The organism is Enterobacter cloacae complex sp. IR5384 (assembly GCF_049237265.1).
Lineage (GTDB): Bacteria > Pseudomonadota > Gammaproteobacteria > Enterobacterales > Enterobacteriaceae > Enterobacter > Enterobacter cloacae.
Genome location: NZ_JBMKHJ010000031.1, coordinates 47,659 through 65,333 on the forward strand (window position 1 = coordinate 47,659; position 17,675 = coordinate 65,333).

At 48.9% G+C, this 17,675-nt stretch carries 18 protein-coding genes, 1 pseudogene and 1 other annotated feature; of the genes and pseudogenes, 8 read left to right on the top strand and 11 right to left on the bottom strand.

Annotated elements, in window-relative coordinates:
* Positions 1 to 21 precede the first annotated feature (21 nt).
* The 5 genes from ACOTX3_RS20435 (at position 22) to ugd (ending at position 6,089) form a co-directional block, all read left to right on the top strand.
* Positions 22 to 936, top strand: coding sequence for a glycosyltransferase family 2 protein (locus ACOTX3_RS20435; protein WP_058678690.1), 915 nt, complete (start codon positions 22 to 24; stop codon positions 934 to 936).
* On the top strand, positions 933 to 2,270 hold the full coding sequence (locus tag ACOTX3_RS20440; RefSeq protein ID WP_058678691.1) for a hypothetical protein: 1,338 nt from the start codon (positions 933 to 935) through the stop codon (positions 2,268 to 2,270). The genes ACOTX3_RS20435 and ACOTX3_RS20440 overlap by 4 nt, the downstream gene beginning before the upstream one ends.
* Positions 2,239 to 3,099, top strand: a complete 861-nt coding sequence (locus ACOTX3_RS20445; protein WP_058678692.1) for a glycosyltransferase — start codon at positions 2,239 to 2,241, stop codon at positions 3,097 to 3,099. Before ACOTX3_RS20440 ends, ACOTX3_RS20445 begins: the two co-directional genes overlap by 32 nt.
* Positions 3,100 to 3,291: 192 nt before the next feature.
* Positions 3,292 to 4,698, top strand: a complete 1,407-nt coding sequence (gndA, locus tag ACOTX3_RS20450) for an NADP-dependent phosphogluconate dehydrogenase (RefSeq protein WP_001376067.1) — start codon at positions 3,292 to 3,294, stop codon at positions 4,696 to 4,698.
* Positions 4,699 to 4,922: 224 nt separating this feature from the next.
* Positions 4,923 to 6,089 carry a UDP-glucose 6-dehydrogenase gene (gene ugd / locus ACOTX3_RS20455; protein ID WP_058678693.1) on the top strand — a complete coding sequence of 389 codons (1,167 nt, stop codon included), beginning with the start codon at positions 4,923 to 4,925 and terminating at the stop codon, positions 6,087 to 6,089.
* Between the two features lie 41 nt (positions 6,090 to 6,130).
* Here the strand turns inward: ugd and ACOTX3_RS20460 are convergent, their stop codons facing one another.
* Together ACOTX3_RS20460 and ACOTX3_RS20465 are read right to left on the bottom strand one after the other, a co-directional pair.
* Positions 6,131 to 6,700 (bottom strand): GNAT family N-acetyltransferase, encoded by a 570-nt coding sequence (locus ACOTX3_RS20460; RefSeq protein WP_058678694.1) that lies wholly within the window; start codon positions 6,698 to 6,700, stop codon positions 6,131 to 6,133.
* A gap of 56 nt (positions 6,701 to 6,756) precedes the next feature.
* Positions 6,757 to 7,761: an NAD-dependent epimerase gene (locus ACOTX3_RS20465; RefSeq protein ID WP_058678695.1), complete on the bottom strand. Its 1,005-nt coding sequence runs from the start codon at positions 7,759 to 7,761 to the stop codon at positions 6,757 to 6,759.
* Positions 7,762 to 7,954: 193 nt separating this feature from the next.
* On the opposite strand from ACOTX3_RS20465, the gene wzzB reads away from it, so the two are divergent.
* Entirely contained in the window at positions 7,955 to 8,935 is a 981-nt protein-coding gene (gene wzzB, locus ACOTX3_RS20470; RefSeq protein WP_058678696.1) for an LPS O-antigen chain length determinant protein WzzB, read from the top strand.
* A gap of 70 nt (positions 8,936 to 9,005) precedes the next feature.
* On the opposite strand, the gene hisIE is transcribed toward wzzB, so the two are convergent.
* From hisIE to hisL, 9 genes are all read right to left on the bottom strand, one after another.
* The gene (hisIE, locus tag ACOTX3_RS20475) at positions 9,006 to 9,617 is read right to left on the bottom strand and encodes a bifunctional phosphoribosyl-AMP cyclohydrolase/phosphoribosyl-ATP diphosphatase HisIE (protein WP_127869217.1); all 612 of its coding nucleotides are present in this window, start codon (positions 9,615 to 9,617) and stop codon (positions 9,006 to 9,008) included.
* On the bottom strand, positions 9,611 to 10,387 hold the full coding sequence (gene hisF / locus ACOTX3_RS20480) for an imidazole glycerol phosphate synthase subunit HisF (protein WP_038979601.1): 777 nt from the start codon (positions 10,385 to 10,387) through the stop codon (positions 9,611 to 9,613). The genes hisIE and hisF overlap by 7 nt, the downstream gene beginning before the upstream one ends.
* Positions 10,369 to 11,106: a 1-(5-phosphoribosyl)-5-[(5-phosphoribosylamino)methylideneamino]imidazole-4-carboxamide isomerase gene (hisA, locus tag ACOTX3_RS20485; protein ID WP_058678698.1), complete on the bottom strand. Its 738-nt coding sequence runs from the start codon at positions 11,104 to 11,106 to the stop codon at positions 10,369 to 10,371. The genes hisF and hisA overlap by 19 nt, the downstream gene beginning before the upstream one ends.
* Positions 11,106 to 11,696, bottom strand: a complete 591-nt coding sequence (gene hisH / locus ACOTX3_RS20490) for an imidazole glycerol phosphate synthase subunit HisH (RefSeq protein ID WP_058678699.1) — start codon at positions 11,694 to 11,696, stop codon at positions 11,106 to 11,108. The genes hisA and hisH overlap by 1 nt, the downstream gene beginning before the upstream one ends.
* On the bottom strand, positions 11,696 to 12,763 hold the full coding sequence (gene hisB / locus ACOTX3_RS20495) for a bifunctional histidinol-phosphatase/imidazoleglycerol-phosphate dehydratase HisB (protein ID WP_058678700.1): 1,068 nt from the start codon (positions 12,761 to 12,763) through the stop codon (positions 11,696 to 11,698). The genes hisH and hisB overlap by 1 nt, the downstream gene beginning before the upstream one ends.
* Complete coding sequence (hisC, locus tag ACOTX3_RS20500; protein WP_038420089.1) at positions 12,760 to 13,821, bottom strand: histidinol-phosphate transaminase; 1,062 nt, start codon at positions 13,819 to 13,821, stop codon at positions 12,760 to 12,762. The genes hisB and hisC overlap by 4 nt, the downstream gene beginning before the upstream one ends.
* On the bottom strand, positions 13,818 to 15,122 hold the full coding sequence (gene hisD / locus ACOTX3_RS20505) for a histidinol dehydrogenase (RefSeq protein WP_045903292.1): 1,305 nt from the start codon (positions 15,120 to 15,122) through the stop codon (positions 13,818 to 13,820). Before hisD ends, hisC begins: the two co-directional genes overlap by 4 nt.
* Before the next feature lie 5 nt (positions 15,123 to 15,127).
* Positions 15,128 to 16,027 (bottom strand): ATP phosphoribosyltransferase, encoded by a 900-nt coding sequence (hisG, locus tag ACOTX3_RS20510; RefSeq protein ID WP_000886595.1) that lies wholly within the window; start codon positions 16,025 to 16,027, stop codon positions 15,128 to 15,130.
* Between the two features lie 45 nt (positions 16,028 to 16,072).
* Positions 16,073 to 16,196: a sequence feature (His leader region), on the bottom strand.
* Positions 16,172 to 16,222 (bottom strand): his operon leader peptide, encoded by a 51-nt coding sequence (gene hisL, locus ACOTX3_RS20515; protein WP_001364200.1) that lies wholly within the window; start codon positions 16,220 to 16,222, stop codon positions 16,172 to 16,174. It overlaps the preceding feature by 25 nt.
* 175 nt (positions 16,223 to 16,397) lie before the next feature.
* On the opposite strand from hisL, the gene ACOTX3_RS20520 reads away from it, so the two are divergent.
* Positions 16,398 to 17,222: an SDR family oxidoreductase gene (locus ACOTX3_RS20520; protein ID WP_058678701.1), complete on the top strand. Its 825-nt coding sequence runs from the start codon at positions 16,398 to 16,400 to the stop codon at positions 17,220 to 17,222.
* A gap of 41 nt (positions 17,223 to 17,263) precedes the next feature.
* Positions 17,264 to 17,569: pseudogene (locus ACOTX3_RS20525) on the top strand (LysR family transcriptional regulator); the annotation flags it as partial.
* Positions 17,570 to 17,675 lie beyond the last annotated feature (106 nt).

A 17,675-nucleotide genomic window follows, 5' to 3' on the forward strand; every position in this document is an offset into this window, starting at 1 on the left:
ATAAATTATTCTGGAGTAATCGTGATATCAATTGTTGTTCTTTCATACAATCATGAGAAGTATATAAGTGAAACCTTAACCTCTGTGTATGGTTTAAATATCCCAAAAGAAGTGATCATCATTGATGATTGTTCAAAAGATTCATCAGCGAAAATCATTCAGGATACCATAGCTAAGCACGAGGCATTTGATTATACCAATGTCATTATAAAAGATAAAAATGTTGGTCTAATTGATTCGCTTAATACTGGTCTGAAAATGGCACATTCAGATTACATATATTTTATTGCATCAGACGATGTGGTTGATGCACATGGGTTTACTGCCCTTTATCGTGAATTATGCAGTAATAATGGCGCTCAATTTATGATGGGTAACGCATGGATCTATCACACCGGTAAAACACCTACAGAAGTAGCCTATAAAAAGCAGCATAAAGATTTCTTTGCATATAACGATAATGTCTTGCGCGAAAAAATATTTACCAATTATCCTAAGCCTTTATTATTACAAGCCACAATTTTTAAAAAAAGTGCATTGCAAATTATTGGAGGATGGGACGTAAAACTTGCGTGGGATGATTATCCTATGTTTGTTAAACTATTTCAGAAATTTTCTTTGTCTAATGGCGATTATTTTTTTTATGACAACGTTAATGTTGCAAAATATCGACAGCATGATTCAAATGCATATAAGAATCTGCCAAAGCAGCTATCTATGATTGAGATGGCAATGAAAGAATTGGCGCCATCTGAACTATACGATACAGCAATTTCTCGGCAGTATGCATTTTATTTACTTTTGGCGGTGAAGTCCCGGGATTTGAAATCTGTACGTCATGTTCTTAATAGCGTCGTACGAGAAAAAGTTCTTTTGATGACAATTTATAATCTAGGTGCAGAGATAATTCAGTGGTACCATAGGAAGAAAAAATGAGAGATTATATTTTCTTTGATTTTTTGTTCAGCAATTATCTTGAATATGTAACATATGCACTTCTTTTATCCATCAGTCTTTTCTTCCTATCAAACTGGAAAGTAAAGAATATTATGGATCCTTTTCATTATTATTATGCTTTTACGTACGGCACTGGCTATGCAATAATTTTAATTTTATTTGTCCATGAATTAGTTGATTTTTACCTTTTTAGTTATTTATTTTTAAGTGGCACATTTTTCTTTCTAATTTTCTGCTTCTCTTCAGGTTCCAAAGCTAAATATAATCGCTCGTTATTTAACCGACTTAGTATTTCAATAATGGATCAGGAAAGGTTTCTTCTGAAATTTCTTTCCATTCTTTATTTGTCATTATTTGTATTTTATCTTTCTCAGGTTTCACTAACAATGTTTTTTACCTCTCGCTTTGAAGCGAATAGAGGACTTGGAATTATTGTGCGTTTAATGGATGCACTGCGAGTAGTTCTAGCTGGTTGGTATTTCTATTATTATCTTCGCGGTCGTAAAAAACGTTTTTTAATTATTGCTTTACTTATATCTGCGATTGGAGCTCTTATTTCAGGCGCGAAGTTTGCTTTCCTGGAGCAAATTTACGTACTCTGTGTTGTCGGGTTCATTACAACAAGAAAAACATTTAAATTTAACCTCAGATCGCTTTTTTTAATACTAATAATTGCATCATGTTTTTTATTGTTTTCTCTTTATTTCATTTCTAAATTGTCAGTGATGATTGGTTATACGTCATCGCAGTATATCCCCGGAGCCCCCGTTGCATTGGAACTCCTCTTGTTACGTATATTGGCAAATGGAGATGCTTACTATTTATCTTTAACTGAACATGTTATCGATACGGTTATTGTTGAACATCCATGGCTACAGTTGCTGTCTAATACCTTTGGTAACTCAGTAATGGCTAAACTTTTCGATATAGATTTTTCGAATTTGGATGTCGGCAGACAGATATGGTTATACTGGTATCCCGATGATCCGGTAATGCGAGGACCGACCAACCATTTTGACCTTGCAGGTTATGCATATTTTGGGTATGTAGGAGGGCTGCTTTTCTCTGCTGTTATTGGTTATGTTATTGGGGTGGTCAATAGCTGGAAATTATATTGCGATAACTCTTCTGCTGTAGTTGTTGCATTTGTTGCAGCACTATATTGCCGCTCATTGCCTCTAATCCTTAATCCTTCTGTTGGTATTGCCTACATGGTTGATATCTATATCATACTTTTCGTATCTCTTGTATTGATAACTATTTCTAAAGGTGCAACAAAGAATGCTTACCGGCATCGTGATCGTAACTTATAACTCAGATATAGAACGCCTGGGCTTAATTTTAACCTCCTTAGAGGGGCATGGGTTAAAATATTTTGTCTCCGATAATTCAACTGATTTTGAAAAGAAGTCAGCTATACAAAATATTTGTAATACACTAAATGCGTCATTCATTGATATGTATGGTAATGTGGGTATTGCCAAAGCTCAAAACGAAGGAATTCTTTTGGCTTTAAGAGAGGGGTGTGATGATGTTCTGCTATTAGATGATGATAGCCTTCCATCTTCTGATATGTTAAAAAAATTATTAGATGCAAGGAATTTACTTGTACATAAAACGGGCACAATACCTGTTGTTTGTGCTAATGCCATCGCTGAAAATGGTCAAACTTTATCGTATTTTCAAAAGCCAGTAATCGATGGTATTTTCGCTTATCGTGATATGATCAGTTCAGGTACACTTATAAATAAAAGTATCTTCGATCTTGTCGGTCTGCATGAAGAGAAATTATTCATTGACTGTGTCGATTACGAATGGGGTTGGCGTGCGGCAAGTTTAGGTGTCAATATTTTTATCGTAAAAAATGCAGTTTTGAATCATAGATTAGGTAACGGTCGGGTTAAAGCTATTAATGCAGGTTATGGTGCACCTATTCGACATTATTACCAGTATCGTAATATATTATACATGATGAGCAGGCATTATGTCCCTTTGGCATGGCGAGTATCCCAGTTTTTTAAACTACTCATAAAGCCAATAGTAATTATTGTTTTTTTTGACAAAAAAATCACCCGGCTTAAATATGTCTTTAAAGGTATTACAGGTTTTATCAGAAAAGAATATGGTAATATTGTTAGTTGAATTAGCTGAATAGTCTGAAATTCTTTCGTCATGAAAGTGTCCATATGTTCTAGGTGCTTGCATTCGATGAACATTCAAAGAAAGATGTTTAGAGCAATATCTGCTATTCATCTCGTCTATTCCTGAGTTAACATCTAAGCCACATTTCAAGCCGCGCACAGTCGCGGCGACCACACCTGACAGGAGTATGTAATGTCCAAGCAACAGATCGGCGTTGTCGGTATGGCAGTGATGGGGCGCAACCTGGCGCTCAACATCGAAAGCCGTGGTTATACCGTCTCCGTTTTCAACCGCTCCCGTGATAAGACCGAAGAAGTCATCGCTGAGAATCCGGGTAAGAAACTGGTTCCTTTCTATACGGTTAAAGAGTTTGTTGAATCTCTGGAAACGCCTCGTCGTATCCTGTTAATGGTGAAAGCGGGCGCAGGTACCGATGCAGCCATCGATTCCCTGAAACCTTATCTGGAAAAAGGAGACATCATCATTGATGGTGGTAACACCTTCTTCCAGGACACCATTCGTCGTAACCGTGAACTCTCTGCTGAAGGTTTCAACTTCATCGGTACCGGTGTATCCGGTGGTGAAGAGGGCGCGCTGAAAGGCCCATCTATCATGCCTGGCGGCCAGAAAGAAGCGTATGAACTGGTTGCGCCAATCCTGACCAAAATCGCTGCGGTTGCGGAAGATGGTGAGCCGTGTGTGACCTATATCGGTCCGGACGGTGCAGGCCACTATGTGAAGATGGTTCACAACGGCATCGAATACGGCGATATGCAGCTGATTGCTGAAGCCTACTCTCTGCTGAAGGGGGGCCTGAACCTCTCAAACGAAGAACTCGCAGAGACCTTCACCGAGTGGAACAAAGGCGAGCTGAACAGCTATCTGATCGACATCACCAAAGATATCTTCACGAAGAAAGATGAAGAGGGTAAATACCTGGTCGATGTGATTCTGGATGAAGCGGCGAACAAAGGTACCGGCAAATGGACCAGCCAGAGCTCTCTGGACCTGGGCGAACCGCTGTCTCTGATCACCGAATCCGTATTCGCTCGCTACATCTCTTCTCTGAAAGATCAGCGCGTTGCGGCTTCCAAAGTGCTGTCTGGTCCGCAGGCTAAACCAGCTGGTGACAAAGCGGAATTCGTTGAGAAGGTTCGTCGTGCTCTGTACCTGGGCAAAATCGTCTCTTACGCGCAAGGTTTTTCTCAGTTGCGCGCGGCTTCTGACGAAAACAACTGGGATCTGAACTACGGTGAAATCGCGAAGATCTTCCGTGCAGGTTGCATCATCCGCGCCCAGTTCCTGCAGAAAATCACCGATGCCTATGCTGAAAATGCAGGTATCGCGAACTTGCTTCTGGCACCTTACTTTAAGAAGATTGCTGACGAATACCAGCAGGCGCTGCGTGATGTGGTTGCATACGCTGTACAGAATGGTATTCCTGTGCCGACCTTCTCCGCTGCAGTGGCGTACTACGACAGCTATCGCGCTGCCGTACTGCCTGCCAACCTGATCCAGGCGCAGCGTGACTACTTCGGTGCGCATACGTATAAACGTACAGATAAAGAAGGTGTGTTCCATACCGAATGGATGGAATGAAGTAACGCTTTGTAATCACAACCCGGAGCTTGTCTCCGGGTTTTTTTTATGCAAACACATGCCGCATGTTATTCGAAGTAGTCTGAATCTCACCTCCCTCGAAGTGAATCTTCCTGGTTTGCCTTGACAGTTCTGTTTGCCAGGAGGTACAAAGCCAAACAGTTATGTTTATCGCGATGGTCAGGCGACCATCAGTACAGTTAACTCACAGAAGTCATTAGCGAATGAAAATAACAATCTCCGGAACAGGGTATGTCGGCCTTTCTAACGGCATCCTGATTGCTCAGAATCATGAAGTAGTTGCATTGGATATCGTGCAGACCAAAGTGGACATGCTCAATCAGAAAAAATCGCCGATTGTCGACAAAGAAATCCAGGACTATCTCAGCAATAAACCGCTGAATTTCCGCGCGACGACAGATAAAGAAGATGCATACCGCGATGCGGATTATGTCATCATTGCGACACCTACAGACTACGATCCAAAAAATAACTACTTCAATACTTCTTCCGTTGAAGCTGTAATTCGCGATGTCACCGAAATCAATCCGAAAGCGGTGATGGTAATCAAATCGACGATTCCGGTAGGCTTTACTAAGTCAATTAAAGAAAAACTTGGTATTGACAATATTTTCTTCTCGCCGGAGTTTCTTCGTGAAGGACGAGCCCTGTATGATAACCTCCATCCGTCACGTATTGTAATTGGAGAACGTTCCGAGCGTGCTAAACGTTTTGCTGCGCTGCTGCAGGAAGGCGCAATTAAACAGAATATCGCTACGCTGTTTACTGACTCTACAGAAGCAGAAGCAATCAAGCTTTTCGCCAATACATATCTTGCGATGCGTGTTGCCTATTTTAATGAACTCGACAGCTATGCTGAAAGTTTAGGATTAAATTCAAAGCAGATTATTGAAGGCGTTTGCCTTGATCCACGTATCGGCAATCATTATAACAATCCATCCTTTGGCTACGGTGGTTATTGCTTACCAAAAGATACTAAGCAACTGTTGGCAAACTACGATCAGGTGCCGAACAATCTGATCTCCGCCATCGTTGATGCTAATCGTACGCGTAAAGACTTTATCGCCGATTCTATTCTCGCGCGTCACCCGAAAGTAGTTGGTGTATATCGCCTGATTATGAAGAGTGGTTCTGACAACTTCCGTGCTTCTTCGATTCAGGGGATCATGAAACGAATCAAGGCAAAAGGTGTTACAGTTATCATCTACGAACCAGTAATGAAGGAAGAAGAATTCTTCCACTCTCGTGTGGTGCGTGACCTGGAAGCCTTCAAGCAGGAAGCTGATGTGATTATCTCTAATCGTATGGCTGATGAATTGACGAATGTGGCGGATAAAGTCTACACTCGCGATCTATTTGGTAATGACTAACAATAGAAAATATAGGAAGGGTGGGTATCCACCCTTCTTAACTAACGAACAATCTCAATTTTCTTTGGAAGATATTTCTTATATTTATCTAATGTTGCCAGAATTTTCTCTTTCGAAATTGTGTAAAGATAATCCTCCTCGGTCTCCCCCGTGCGTTCTGCCCCAAATCGTTCGTGAAACTTGATCACTGAGAGATTGCCTTTCCTGACATCGAAGTGTGCTTTTTTAAATCCTAAATCAAGGGCGTATGTATAGAGTAAAAGCGCCGATTCTATTGCACAGTATGAAGGGGCATCTTCAGCGACTACCCATGATCCCCAACAGAACGAGTCTCCTTGCTGATCATACATTCGAACTGTTCCTAGTGGCTTATTATCAAGATCGGTAATCAGGAAGTAGGCCTGCCCTTCACTGCTCAAATAATTTTCAAGCCAATTTCTTTGCTTACTAACGTCACTAGATGTAGCGCTAATAAAACGCCCTTTTTTTTCATTTGTCCTGATTTTGACGATAAATTCAGCATCAGAAGGTGCGACATTTCTTAACCGGACGTTCTTTCCGGTAATGCTTTCTGCTTGAGTGATGGTAACTTCGTGCGATTTGCCTTTCATTCTTTTAAACCTCAAATTCATTCTGAATAATGAAATCTCGTTAATTTTAAGAGTTTTTACACGTTATAGTACTTACGATACCAGTCGACGAAGTTTTTTACTCCCTCTTTCACTGATGTCTGAGGCTTAAAGCCAGTGACGTTAAAGAGCGGTGTAGTATCCGCGCTGGTCTCCAGTACATCACCTGGCTGGATCGGCATCATGTTTTTCTCTGCTTCTTTTCCGAGCGCTTCTTCCAGGGCAGTGATGTAATCCATCAGTTCTACTGGTGAACTGTTACCGATGTTGTAAACCCGGTAAGGCGCTGAGCTGGTTGCAGATGAGCCGGTCTCAACGGTCCAGTTTATGTAGGGTTGAGGAATAATCTCCTGCAGGCGAATAATCGCTTCAGCAATATCATCAATGTAAGTGAAGTCGCGCTTCATCTTCCCGTAGTTATATACATCAATGCTTTTGCCCTCAATCATCGCCTTCGTAAACTTAAATAGCGCCATGTCCGGGCGTCCCCACGGACCATACACAGTAAAGAAACGCAGGCCGGTGGTGGGCAAATTGTAGAGGTGCGAATAGGTATGGGACATCAACTCGTTGGCTTTTTTGGTGGCCGCGTAGAGCGAAACTGGGTGATCTACCGAGTCGTCGGTTGAGAAGGGCATCTTGCGGTTAAGACCATATACGGAGCTCGACGAAGCATATACAAGGTGTTGAATCTTATTGTGGCGACACCCTTCAAGGACATTGAGATGACCGACAAGGTTAGCTTCGGCGTAAACGTGAGGATTTTCCAGAGAGTAGCGAACACCTGCCTGGGCGGCCAGATGGATCACGCGATCAAATCTCTCCTCGGCGAATAGGGCTGCCATGCCTTCGCGATCGGCTAAATCTAGTTGGTGGAAAGTAAAATTATCGGCTTTAAGCAGTTCCAGGCGTGCCAGTTTAAGACTGACATCGTAGTAATCATTAAGATTATCAATGCCAGCAACCTGATGGCCCGCATCCAGGAGCCGTTTACTGACATTCGCACCGATAAAACCAGCTGCACCTGTTACCAGAAACTTCATATCTTCCCTCATAAACACATGTTCTTACCGATGCCATCGAGCACCGAATTGAGTCTATGATAGCGCGAAGGGCGCAAGTTACATAACCCATCTTTCCGATATAACTCATCGGATTCTTATAGAAAAATCTCCAGTAAGAGATACACTATGCAGACATTACTATGTTTGCCCTTTTTCATCTGTTAGGGATTGTATGACGCAAAACAACTATAGCCAGGTCAACCGAAACAATGACCCGGAGCAAATTGATTTACTTGATTTAGTGTTGCAGCTGTGGCGTGGAAAGTGGACCATAGTTGCTTTCATTGTCGTTTTTATCGTTGTTGCTGTTGGCTATTTATCTGTCGCAAAAGAAAAATGGATTTCAACTGCCATTATTGCGCAGCCTGATGCAGCGCAAATTGCAAGTTATTCAAATGCCTTGAATATTCTCTATGGTAGCGCAGCGCCCTCAATGCTAGATATTCAAACGCGCGCAATTGGTCGTTTTAATTCCTCATTTTCTGCTTTATCTCAGGCACTTGAGAATCAGGAGAGCCCTGAAAAGCTGACTATTGCACCGACTGTCAGCGGCCAGCCGTTACCATTAAGTGTTACCTATACCGGTGAATCAGCGCAGGCCGCACAAAAGCAACTGGCGCAGTTCATTCAGTTGGTTGATGAGCAGACGGCGAAGGAGCTTTCCGTTGACCTTAAGGACAATATTAAGCAGCAGATAAAAACCCTGAACGATTCTCTGGAAAACCAGGTGAAGATATCACAGGAACAAAAAGATCTGCGTGTCAAGCAGATTACTGAAGCCCTCAAGAATGCTGAAGCCGCTAAAATTAACGCGCCGCAGATTCAGCAAACCCAGGACGTAACACAGGAAACCATGTTTCTTTTGGGAAGCGAAGCGCTTAAATCTATGATTGAAAACGAGGCTTCTCGCCCGCTGGTCTTTCCACCGGCGTATTACCAGACCAGACAAAATTTGTTGGACATTCAGAACCTGAACGTTAACCCTGACACTATTCATGTCTATCGTTACGTGATGAAACCTGATCTCCCTGTTCGACGCGACAGCCCGAAAAAAGCAGTTATTCTTATCCTGGCTGTGTTACTCGGTGGGATTATCGGCTCGGGCATGGTATTGGGGCGTCAGGCACTCCGCAACTATCAGCGAAAAGACTAAGACTTTTTGTCCGGCAGTACCTTAGCTGCACGGGCCTATATAAAAAACCCGGGGAAATTCCCCGGTTTTTTTATTTATGCCGCTTACGAAGATTCTCAATCACCGCCGTCAAATCCAGCTCCTGATCCTGCAGCAGCACCAGCAGGTGATACATCAAATCAGACGCTTCGTTGGTCAGCTCTTCGCGGTCATGCACCGTCGCGGCCAGCGCGGTCTCTACGCCTTCTTCACCCACTTTCTGCGCAATACGCTTGGTGCCGCTTGCATACAGCTTCGCCGTATACGAGCTTGAAGGATCTGCCGTTTTACGCTCAGCCAGTAATAGTTCCAGTTGATACAGGAACAGCCACTGGTGGCTTGCCTCTCCAAAGCAGCTGCTGGTGCCTTTATGGCAGGTCGGGCCGATGGGGTTAGCCAGAACCAGCAGAGTATCGTTGTCGCAATCCGGCGTAATGCTAACCACACTCAGAAAATGGCCAGAGGTTTCCCCTTTGGTCCACAGGCGCTGTTTCGTGCGCGAGAAAAAGGTCACTTTACCGCTGTCGACCGTTTTCGCCAGCGCCTCCTGGTTCATGTATCCCAGCATCAGCACTTCACCGGAAACGGCATGCTGGACAACCACGGGCAGTAATCCGTCAGTTTTTTCCCAGTCCAGCTGCGCCTGTTGTTGCTCTGTTAACATACCCTGATCTCCACGCCCTGGTCGGCCAGGTACGTTTTTAACTCACCAATATTGATAATCTGTTTGTGGAACACGGAAGCCGCCAGCGCGCCGTCAACGTTCGCATCGCGGAAGGCTTCCAGGAAGTGTTCCATAGTGCCCGCACCGCCGGAGGCGATCAGCGGGACATGACAAACCTCACGCACTTTTTTCAGCTGTTCAAGGTCATACCCGTTACGCACGCCGTCCTGGTTCATCATATTCAGCACAATTTCGCCCGCACCACGTTTCTGCACTTCCTGGACCCACTCCAGCGTCTCCCAATGGGTCACGCGGGTACGGCTTTCGTCGCCGGTATACTGGTTGACGTGATACTTGCCGGTGGCCGCGTCATACCAGGTGTCGATCCCGACAACAATACACTGCACGCCAAAGCGATCGGCCAGACGGGTAATCAGCTCCGGGTCGGCCAGTGCAGGGGAGTTGATCGAAATTTTGTCGGCACCAAAAGAGAGGATTTTCGCCGCATCTTCTGCAGACTTAATCCCGCCCGCTACGCAGAACGGAATATCAATCACCTCTGCGACGCGCGCGACCCAGCTTTTGTCCACCACGCGGCCATCGCTGGAGGCGGTGATATCATAAAATACCAGCTCGTCTGCACCTTCATCGGCATAGCGTTTTGCCAGTGGGACGATGTCGCCGATGATCTCGTGGTTGCGGAACTGCACGCCTTTTACGACCTGGCCGTCACGAACGTCCAGGCAAGGGATTATCCGTTTTGCCAGCATTGAATCGCCTCCGTCACAGTAAATTTTCCTTCCAGCAGGGCCCGGCCCACAATCACACCCTTGACGCCGGTCCCGCGCAGCGCGGCGATGTCGTTAATATCACCTATGCCACCAGAGGACTGAAACGCCACCTGCGGATAGCGGGTGCAAACTTCTTGATATAAAGAAACGTTAGAGCCTGCCAGCGTGCCGTCGCGGGAGATATCGGTGCACAGCACGTGCTTCAGGCCAACGGGCAGATAAATATCCACCAGCTCCTCCAGGGAGACGCCAGAGTTCTCCTGCCAGCCGCTGACCGCTACCTGCTTATTGCCCTGTTCATCGATACGGACATCCAGGGCCAGCACCAGCGCGTCGGCACCAAAGCGGCGGAACCAGCCTTTCACCGTGTCGGGGTCTTTGACCGCCGTCGAGCCGACCACCACGCGCGCCACGCCTGCGTCCAGCAGTGCCGCAACGTCATCTTCGGTGCGCACACCGCCACCAACCTGTACGGGGACATCCACGCCCGCTACCAGTTTTTTTAACAGTGGGATCTGGCGTTTTGCCGGATCTTTCGCGCCCGTTAAATCCACCAGGTGCAACACCTGCGCACCCTGAGCGGCATAATCCTGCAGGCGGGGCAGCGGATCGTTACCGTAGTCGCGCTGCTGGCCGTAATCACCCTGATGAAGACGAACAACCGTGCCGTCAATTAAGTCTAAAGCGGGAATAATCATCACATCTCCAGGAAGTTTTTCAGCAGCTGAGCGCCTGCGGCACCCGAACGTTCCGGGTGAAACTGTACGCCGAAGAAGTTATCTTTCTGCACTGCCGCGGTAAACGCCTCGCCATAATTGCACTGGGCGATGGTGTAAGGATTCACCGGCATGGCGTAGCTGTGCACAAAGTAGAAGTAAGCGCCATCCTCAATGCCGCGAAACAGTCTGTCACCCGCTTTCGCATAAACGCGGTTCCAGCCCATATGTGGCAGTGGTAAACCGTGATCGGCCATTTTTGGCACGTCTTCTTCAATAATACCCAGCAGTTCGACGCCGTTGCTCTCTTCACTACGACGGCCGAGCAGCTGCATACCCAGGCAAATCCCGAGCACTGGCTGGGTACAGGCTTTGATGAGATCGACCAGTTCACGCTCGTAGATCTGATCCATCGCCGCCTGCGCGGTGCCTACACCAGGCAGGAAGAGTTTGTCTGCGCGCAGCACGACGTCCGGGTCGCGGCTCACCACCGGCTCGTAGCCGTGGCGCGCAATGGCCGATTTCACGGAGTTCAGGTTGGCGCATCCGGTATCCAGAATCACCACATTCATTACAGCACTCCTTTTGATGAGGGCAGGGCGTCACCTTCCACACGAATTGCCTGGCGCAGGGTACGGCCAAAGGCCTTGAACAGGCTCTCCACTCGGTGGTGGTCGTTCTTGCCTTTGGTCTTAAGGTGCAGCGTCAGGCCCATGGTGTAGGACAATGAGCGGAAGAAATGCTCCACCATTTCGGTGCTGAGATCGCCCACGCGCTGGTAGGTGAAATCGGCTTTATATTCCAGGTGCGGACGACCAGAGATATCCATCGCACAGCGCGCCAGGCACTCATCCATTGGCAGAACAAACCCAAAACGGTTGATGCCACGTTTGTCGCCCAGGGCCAGCTTCAGCGCTTCGCCCAGCGCCAGACCGGTGTCTTCAACGGTGTGGTGATCGTCAATGTAGAGATCGCCTTTTACCGTAATCTCAATGCGGAAGCCGCCGTGGGTGGCAATCTGATCCAGCATGTGGTCGAAGAAACCCACCCCGGTGTGGATCTTGCTGCCGCCTTCGCGATCCAGCCACACCTTCACGTCAATCTGTGTCTCTTTGGTGTTGCGTTCTACGTGCGAGTAGCGGTCACGTTTGGTGAGCTGCTCGCCAATCTTCACCCAGTTGAGATCGTCGCGGTTGTAGCGCAGCCCGGTGATGCCCATATTTTCGGCAAGCGTAATGTCGGTGGCGCGATCGCCAATAACGTAGCTGTTAGCTTTATCCAGGACATCTTCCAGCAGATAGCGTTCTACCAGTTTCACCTTCGGCTTGCGGCAGTCGCACGCATCGGCAGGCAGATGTGGGCAAATCAGCACCTCATCAAATACCACCCCCTGAGAGGTGAGTACCTGCATCATCAGATTATGCGGGCCGTCAAAGTCGGCCTGCGGGAAGCTGTCGGTACCCAGACCGTCCTGGTTGGTGATCATCACCAGCTTATATCCGGCTTTCTGTAGTTTCAGCAGCACCGGGATCACGTCTGGTTCAAAAGCCAGTTTGTCGAAACGATCGACCTGAAAATCGGTGGGTGGCTCCGAAATCAGGGTGCCGTCTCGGTCGATAAAGAGGATCTTCTGGCTCATACTTTCTCCGCTTTCAGTGCGTCAATCACGCGCTGGCTCTCTGCACGGGTACCTACGGTAATACGCAGGCAGCCGCTCAGAGAAGGTTGTTTATTTTGATCACGTAAGATAATGCCCTGATCCCATAAAGATTTAAATACGGCACTGGAGGCGGTAAAGCGAACCAGGAGGTAGTTGGTTTCAGAGTCGAACACCTGCTCTACGCAAGGTATCGCTTTCAGGGCGGTCACCAGGTACTGTCGTTCTTCCAGGATTTGCGCCACACGCTCACGCATCGCATTGATCCCTTGCGGGGTCAGGGCCTGAGCGGCAATGTCAGCCACGGGAGTAGAAAGCGGATACGGGGCGATCACTTTCAGCAGCAGGTCGATCACCGCTTTATTGGCCAGCGTAAACCCGCAGCGCAGACCTGCAAGCGCAAAGGCTTTCGACAGCGTACGCAGCACTACCAGGTGTGGGTACTCTTCCAGCCAGCCGGCCAGCGTCGCCTGAGGACAAAACTCAATATAGGCTTCGTCGGCGACCACCAGTGCTTTGCCGCGGGTCATCTCCAGCAGGGTACGGATATCCTGAGGGTTGATAATTTGCCCGGTCGGGTTGTTGGGGCTACAGACAAAGACCACCTTCACGCCGTCCAGATTGTCGGCAATTCCCTGCAGGTCCAGCTGCCAGTTCTCCAGGGAGAGCACGTTACGGCACGCCACGCCAAAGGTTTCCGCGCTGACGCTGTACATGCCGTAGGTAGGCTGGCAATACATCACCGCATCTTTACCCGGCTCGCAGAACGCGCGGATCAACAGCTCAATGCCTTCATCCGCACCGCGGCTGACCAGCACCTGCTCCGGCTTCACGCCCGCATATTGCGCATAGTTTTCAATCACTGCTTTTGGCTGACACTCCGGATAACGGTTCAGCGTCTGCTGTGACAGCTCAAACTGTACCGCTGTCGGGAATTCGTTGGCGTTCAGCCAGACATCACCGTTGCCGCCCAGGCGACGAGCAGACTGATAAGGCGTCAGTCGACGGACATTTTCCCGCGCTAATTCTTCAATGTTCATGCTTGCTCCTTCAGGGCTGCAACGCGCAGCGTAACGGCGTTTTTGTGGGCGGTAAGGCGCTCGGCGGCGGCCAGCGTCTCAATGGTGGACGCCAGCGAGGCAAACCCTTCACGGGAGAGTTCCTGCACGGTCATGCGTTTCTGGAAATCGGCCAGACCCAGGCTGGAACAGGTCGAGGTGTAACCATACGTCGGCAGAACGTGGTTGGTGCCGGAGGCGTAATCGCCCGCGGACTCCGGGGACCAGTCGCCGAGGAAAACCGAACCTGCACTGGTGATGCTGTCGACCAGGTCGCGCGCGTTGCGGGTCTGAATAATCAGGTGCTCCGGGCCGTACTGGTTGGAGATAGCGATGCACTGGTCAAGATCGCGTGCCACAATCAGGCGGCTGGAGGATAACGCCTGGCGTGCCGTGTCGGCGCGGGGTAAATCGGCAAGCTGACGCTCTACGGCTTCACCCACGCGTTTGGCCATATCGGCATCTGGCGTCAGTAAAATCACCTGAGAATCCGGGCCGTGTTCCGCCTGGGATAACAGGTCAGACGCCACAAAATCCGGCGTGGCGCCGCTGTCGGCAATCACCAGCACTTCCGACGGACCCGCGGGCATATCAATGGCCGCGCCATCAAGACGCTGGCTCACCTGGCGCTTGGCTTCGGTGACAAAGGCGTTGCCCGGGCCAAAAATTTTGTCGACCTTCGGGATAGATTCAGTGCCAAACGCGAGGGCAGAAATCGCCTGTGCGCCGCCGACTTTAAACACTTCCTGCACGCCGCAGAGTTTTGCAGCATAGAGAATTTCATCGGCAATTGGTGGTGGGGAGCAGAGCACCACTTTCTGGCAACCTGCAATACGCGCCGGGGTGGCCAACATTAATACGGTTGAGAACAGCGGGGCGGAGCCGCCAGGGATGTAAAGACCCACCGAGGCGACCGGACGGGTCACCTGCTGGCATCGCACGCCCGGCAGCGTTTCCACATCAACGGTCTGCAGTTTCTGCGCGACGTGGAAGGTCTCGATGTTTTTCACCGCGACGGCCATTGCCTGTTTGATGTCTTCATCCAGACGATTGCTGGCATCAATGATTTCCTGTTCGGTAACCTTTAATGCATCAACTTCCGTTTTATCAAACTTTGCGCTGTATTCCCGCAGCGCGTCATCGCCACGGGTTTTGACGTTATTCAGGATCTCCGTCACGGTACGGGTGATGCTTTCGGAGGCGCTGATGGCCGGGCGCATTAACAGCTCGCGCTGCTGTTCGTCAGTACACTCATTCCAGGTAATGATAGTGTTAAAGCTCATGGCAATTACTCCATCATCTTCTCAATTGGCAGCACCAGAATGGAGCTTGCGCCCAGTGCCTTCAGTTTTTCCATGGTTTCCCAGAACAGCGTTTCGCTACTGACCATGTGCATCGCCACACGCTGCTGATCGCCCGCCAGTGGCAGAATGGTAGGGCGCTCAGCACCTGGCAGCAGGGCGATCACTTCGTCCAGACGTTCGGTTGGTGCATGCATCATGATGTACTTGGATTCACGCGCCTGAATCACACCCTGAATACGGGTCAGCAGTTTGTCGATCAGCTGCTGCTTGGCGTCAGCCATTTCGCCGTCACGCTGGATCAGGCACGCTTTGGAGCGGTAGATCACTTCCACTTCGCGCAGGCCGTTCGCTTCCAGAGTGGCACCGGTGGAGACGAGGTCGCAAATGGCATCCGCCAGGCCCGCACGCGGCGCGACTTCAACAGAGCCGTTAAGCAGACAGGATTTAAACTGCACGCCTTTCTGATCCAGATAGCGTTTTAACAGGTGAGGGTAGGAGGTAGCGATGCGTTTGCCGTTCAGCGCGGCCGGGCCATCCCAGGCTTCATCAACCGGTGTTGCCAGTGACAGGCGGCAGCCGCCGAAGTCCAGGCGACGCAGGGTGAAGTAACGCGGATCTTCACCCTGAGCGCGACGGGTCAGGAGCTCTTCTTCCAGCACGTTTTCACCGATGATGCCAAGGTCAACGACACCGTCCATTACCAGGCCCGGGATATCGTCATCACGCACGCGCAGAATGTCGATGGGCATGTTTTCAGCCAGGGCAATCAGGCGCTGGGTGTGCAGGTTGATTTTAATCCCGCAGCGGGCCAGCAGTTCGCGTGAATCATCACTTAAACGGCCTGATTTTTGAATAGCTATGCGTAAACGTGAGTTATCTAACATTCTGTGTTCCTCGTTAACCTGTTTTAATCTGTCTGAATTTGGTCCAAAAAAAAGCCCCCGGAAGAAGATCTTCCGGGGGCTTTTTCATGCGTTCATGCACCACTGGAAGATCCAAACGTCTTCCAGCACACATCGCCTGAAAGACTAGTCAGGATGATGGTGATGATGGTGGTGTTTAAATTGAACGCGTGTCATAAAAATTCTCGATGAATGCTTATTCATTTGATGTCTTTTAACCTAAACCAGTTGTATGACACATTGCAAGGGCTTTTTTTGATCATTAATTCATTTCATATTGATGCTATGAATTGTGTGTTCTGCTGCGCTGGCGTAGCCTTATGAGAGACGAGTGAGAGTCAGGAGAATTCACATGAAAAAGGTCGCGATTGTCGGTTTAGGATGGCTGGGAATGCCGCTGGCGATGTCATTAGCCGCGAAAGGCTGGCATGTGACCGGGAGCAAAACCACGGCGGATGGCGTGGAGGCGGCGCGCATGTGCGGTATTGATGGCGTCGAGCTGCGTCTTGAACCAGAGCTGGTATGTGATACTGACGATCTGGACACGCTGATGAATGTGGATGCGCTGGTCATTACGCTTCCCGCGCGTCGCAGCGGCCCGGGCGAATCATTCTATCTGCAGGCGATGCAGGAGATTGTCGACAGCGCACTGGCACACGATGTGCCGCGTATTATTTTTACCAGCTCAACCTCGGTCTACGGTGATGTTGAAGGTGTGGTGAAGGAGACTACCGAGCGCCGTCCTGTTACCGCGAGCGGAAAAGTGTTGAAAGAGCTGGAAGACTGGCTGCACAACCTGCCGGGAACGCAGGTTGATATCCTGCGTCTGGCGGGGCTGGTTGGCCCTGGGCGACACCCGGGACGCTTTTTTGCCGGCAAGTCTGCCCCCGATGGGCAACATGTGGTGAATCTGGTGCATCTAGACGATGTTGTCGGGGCAATTGAGCTCCTCTTACAGGCTCCAAAGGGTGGGCACTTCTATAATATATGTGCACCCTCTCATCCTGCGCGAAGCACATTTTACCCGCTGATGGCGCGTCAGTTGGGTCTGGCGCCACCCGTTTTTGGTGAGACAAAGGACGAAAGCAAAGGCAAAATTGTTGATGGCAACCGCATTTGTCATGAGCTGGGTTTTGAGTATCAGTATCCCGATCCGCTGGTGATGCCCATGGCATAAGTCCTCCGGCGGAATCCCTCGCACACCGTAAGGGGGCGAACATGAAACCGCTGCTGGATGTTCTCATTATTCTGGATGCACTGGAAAAAGAAGGCAGCTTTGCGGCTGCCTCAGCGAAGCTCTACAAAACCCCTTCAGCGCTGAGCTACACGGTTCATAAACTGGAAAGCGATCTGAATATCCAGATCCTCGATCGCTCTGGCCACCGGGCCCGCTTTACCCGCACCGGACAAATGCTGCTGGAAAAAGGGCGTGAAGTGCTGCACACCGTCCGCGAACTGGAAAAACAGGCCATCAAACTTCATCAGGGCTGGGAAAATGAACTGGTGATTGGCGTTGACGATACTTAATGAGATGGTCACTCCCTCCTTCCCGGTACTATGCTGAGGACAGGCTTTCATTCGGAGAACTATCATGGAAAACATTGCGCTCATTGGTATCGATCTGGGTAAA

Bases quoted from the DNA above. Each gene is read 5' to 3' on its own strand.
- ACOTX3_RS20440 (WP_058678691.1), top strand. From the start codon at position 933: ATGAGAGATTATATTTTCTTTGATTTTTTGTTCAGCAATTATCTTGAA.
- ACOTX3_RS20445 (WP_058678692.1), top strand. From the start codon at position 2,239: ATGCTTACCGGCATCGTGATCGTAACTTATAACTCAGATATAGAACGC.
- gndA (WP_001376067.1), top strand. From the start codon at position 3,292: ATGTCCAAGCAACAGATCGGCGTTGTCGGTATGGCAGTGATGGGGCGC.
- ugd (WP_058678693.1), top strand. From the start codon at position 4,923: ATGAAAATAACAATCTCCGGAACAGGGTATGTCGGCCTTTCTAACGGC.
- ACOTX3_RS20460 (WP_058678694.1), bottom strand. From the start codon at position 6,700: ATGAAAGGCAAATCGCACGAAGTTACCATCACTCAAGCAGAAAGCATT.
- ACOTX3_RS20465 (WP_058678695.1), bottom strand. From the start codon at position 7,761: ATGAAGTTTCTGGTAACAGGTGCAGCTGGTTTTATCGGTGCGAATGTC.
- wzzB (WP_058678696.1), top strand. From the start codon at position 7,955: ATGACGCAAAACAACTATAGCCAGGTCAACCGAAACAATGACCCGGAG.
- hisIE (WP_127869217.1), bottom strand. From the start codon at position 9,617: ATGTTAACAGAGCAACAACAGGCGCAGCTGGACTGGGAAAAAACTGAC.
- hisF (WP_038979601.1), bottom strand. From the start codon at position 10,387: ATGCTGGCAAAACGGATAATCCCTTGCCTGGACGTTCGTGACGGCCAG.
- hisA (WP_058678698.1), bottom strand. From the start codon at position 11,106: ATGATTATTCCCGCTTTAGACTTAATTGACGGCACGGTTGTTCGTCTT.
- hisH (WP_058678699.1), bottom strand. From the start codon at position 11,696: ATGAATGTGGTGATTCTGGATACCGGATGCGCCAACCTGAACTCCGTG.
- hisB (WP_058678700.1), bottom strand. From the start codon at position 12,763: ATGAGCCAGAAGATCCTCTTTATCGACCGAGACGGCACCCTGATTTCG.
- hisC (WP_038420089.1), bottom strand. From the start codon at position 13,821: ATGAACATTGAAGAATTAGCGCGGGAAAATGTCCGTCGACTGACGCCT.
- hisD (WP_045903292.1), bottom strand. From the start codon at position 15,122: ATGAGCTTTAACACTATCATTACCTGGAATGAGTGTACTGACGAACAG.
- hisG (WP_000886595.1), bottom strand. From the start codon at position 16,027: ATGTTAGATAACTCACGTTTACGCATAGCTATTCAAAAATCAGGCCGT.
- ACOTX3_RS20520 (WP_058678701.1), top strand. From the start codon at position 16,398: ATGAAAAAGGTCGCGATTGTCGGTTTAGGATGGCTGGGAATGCCGCTG.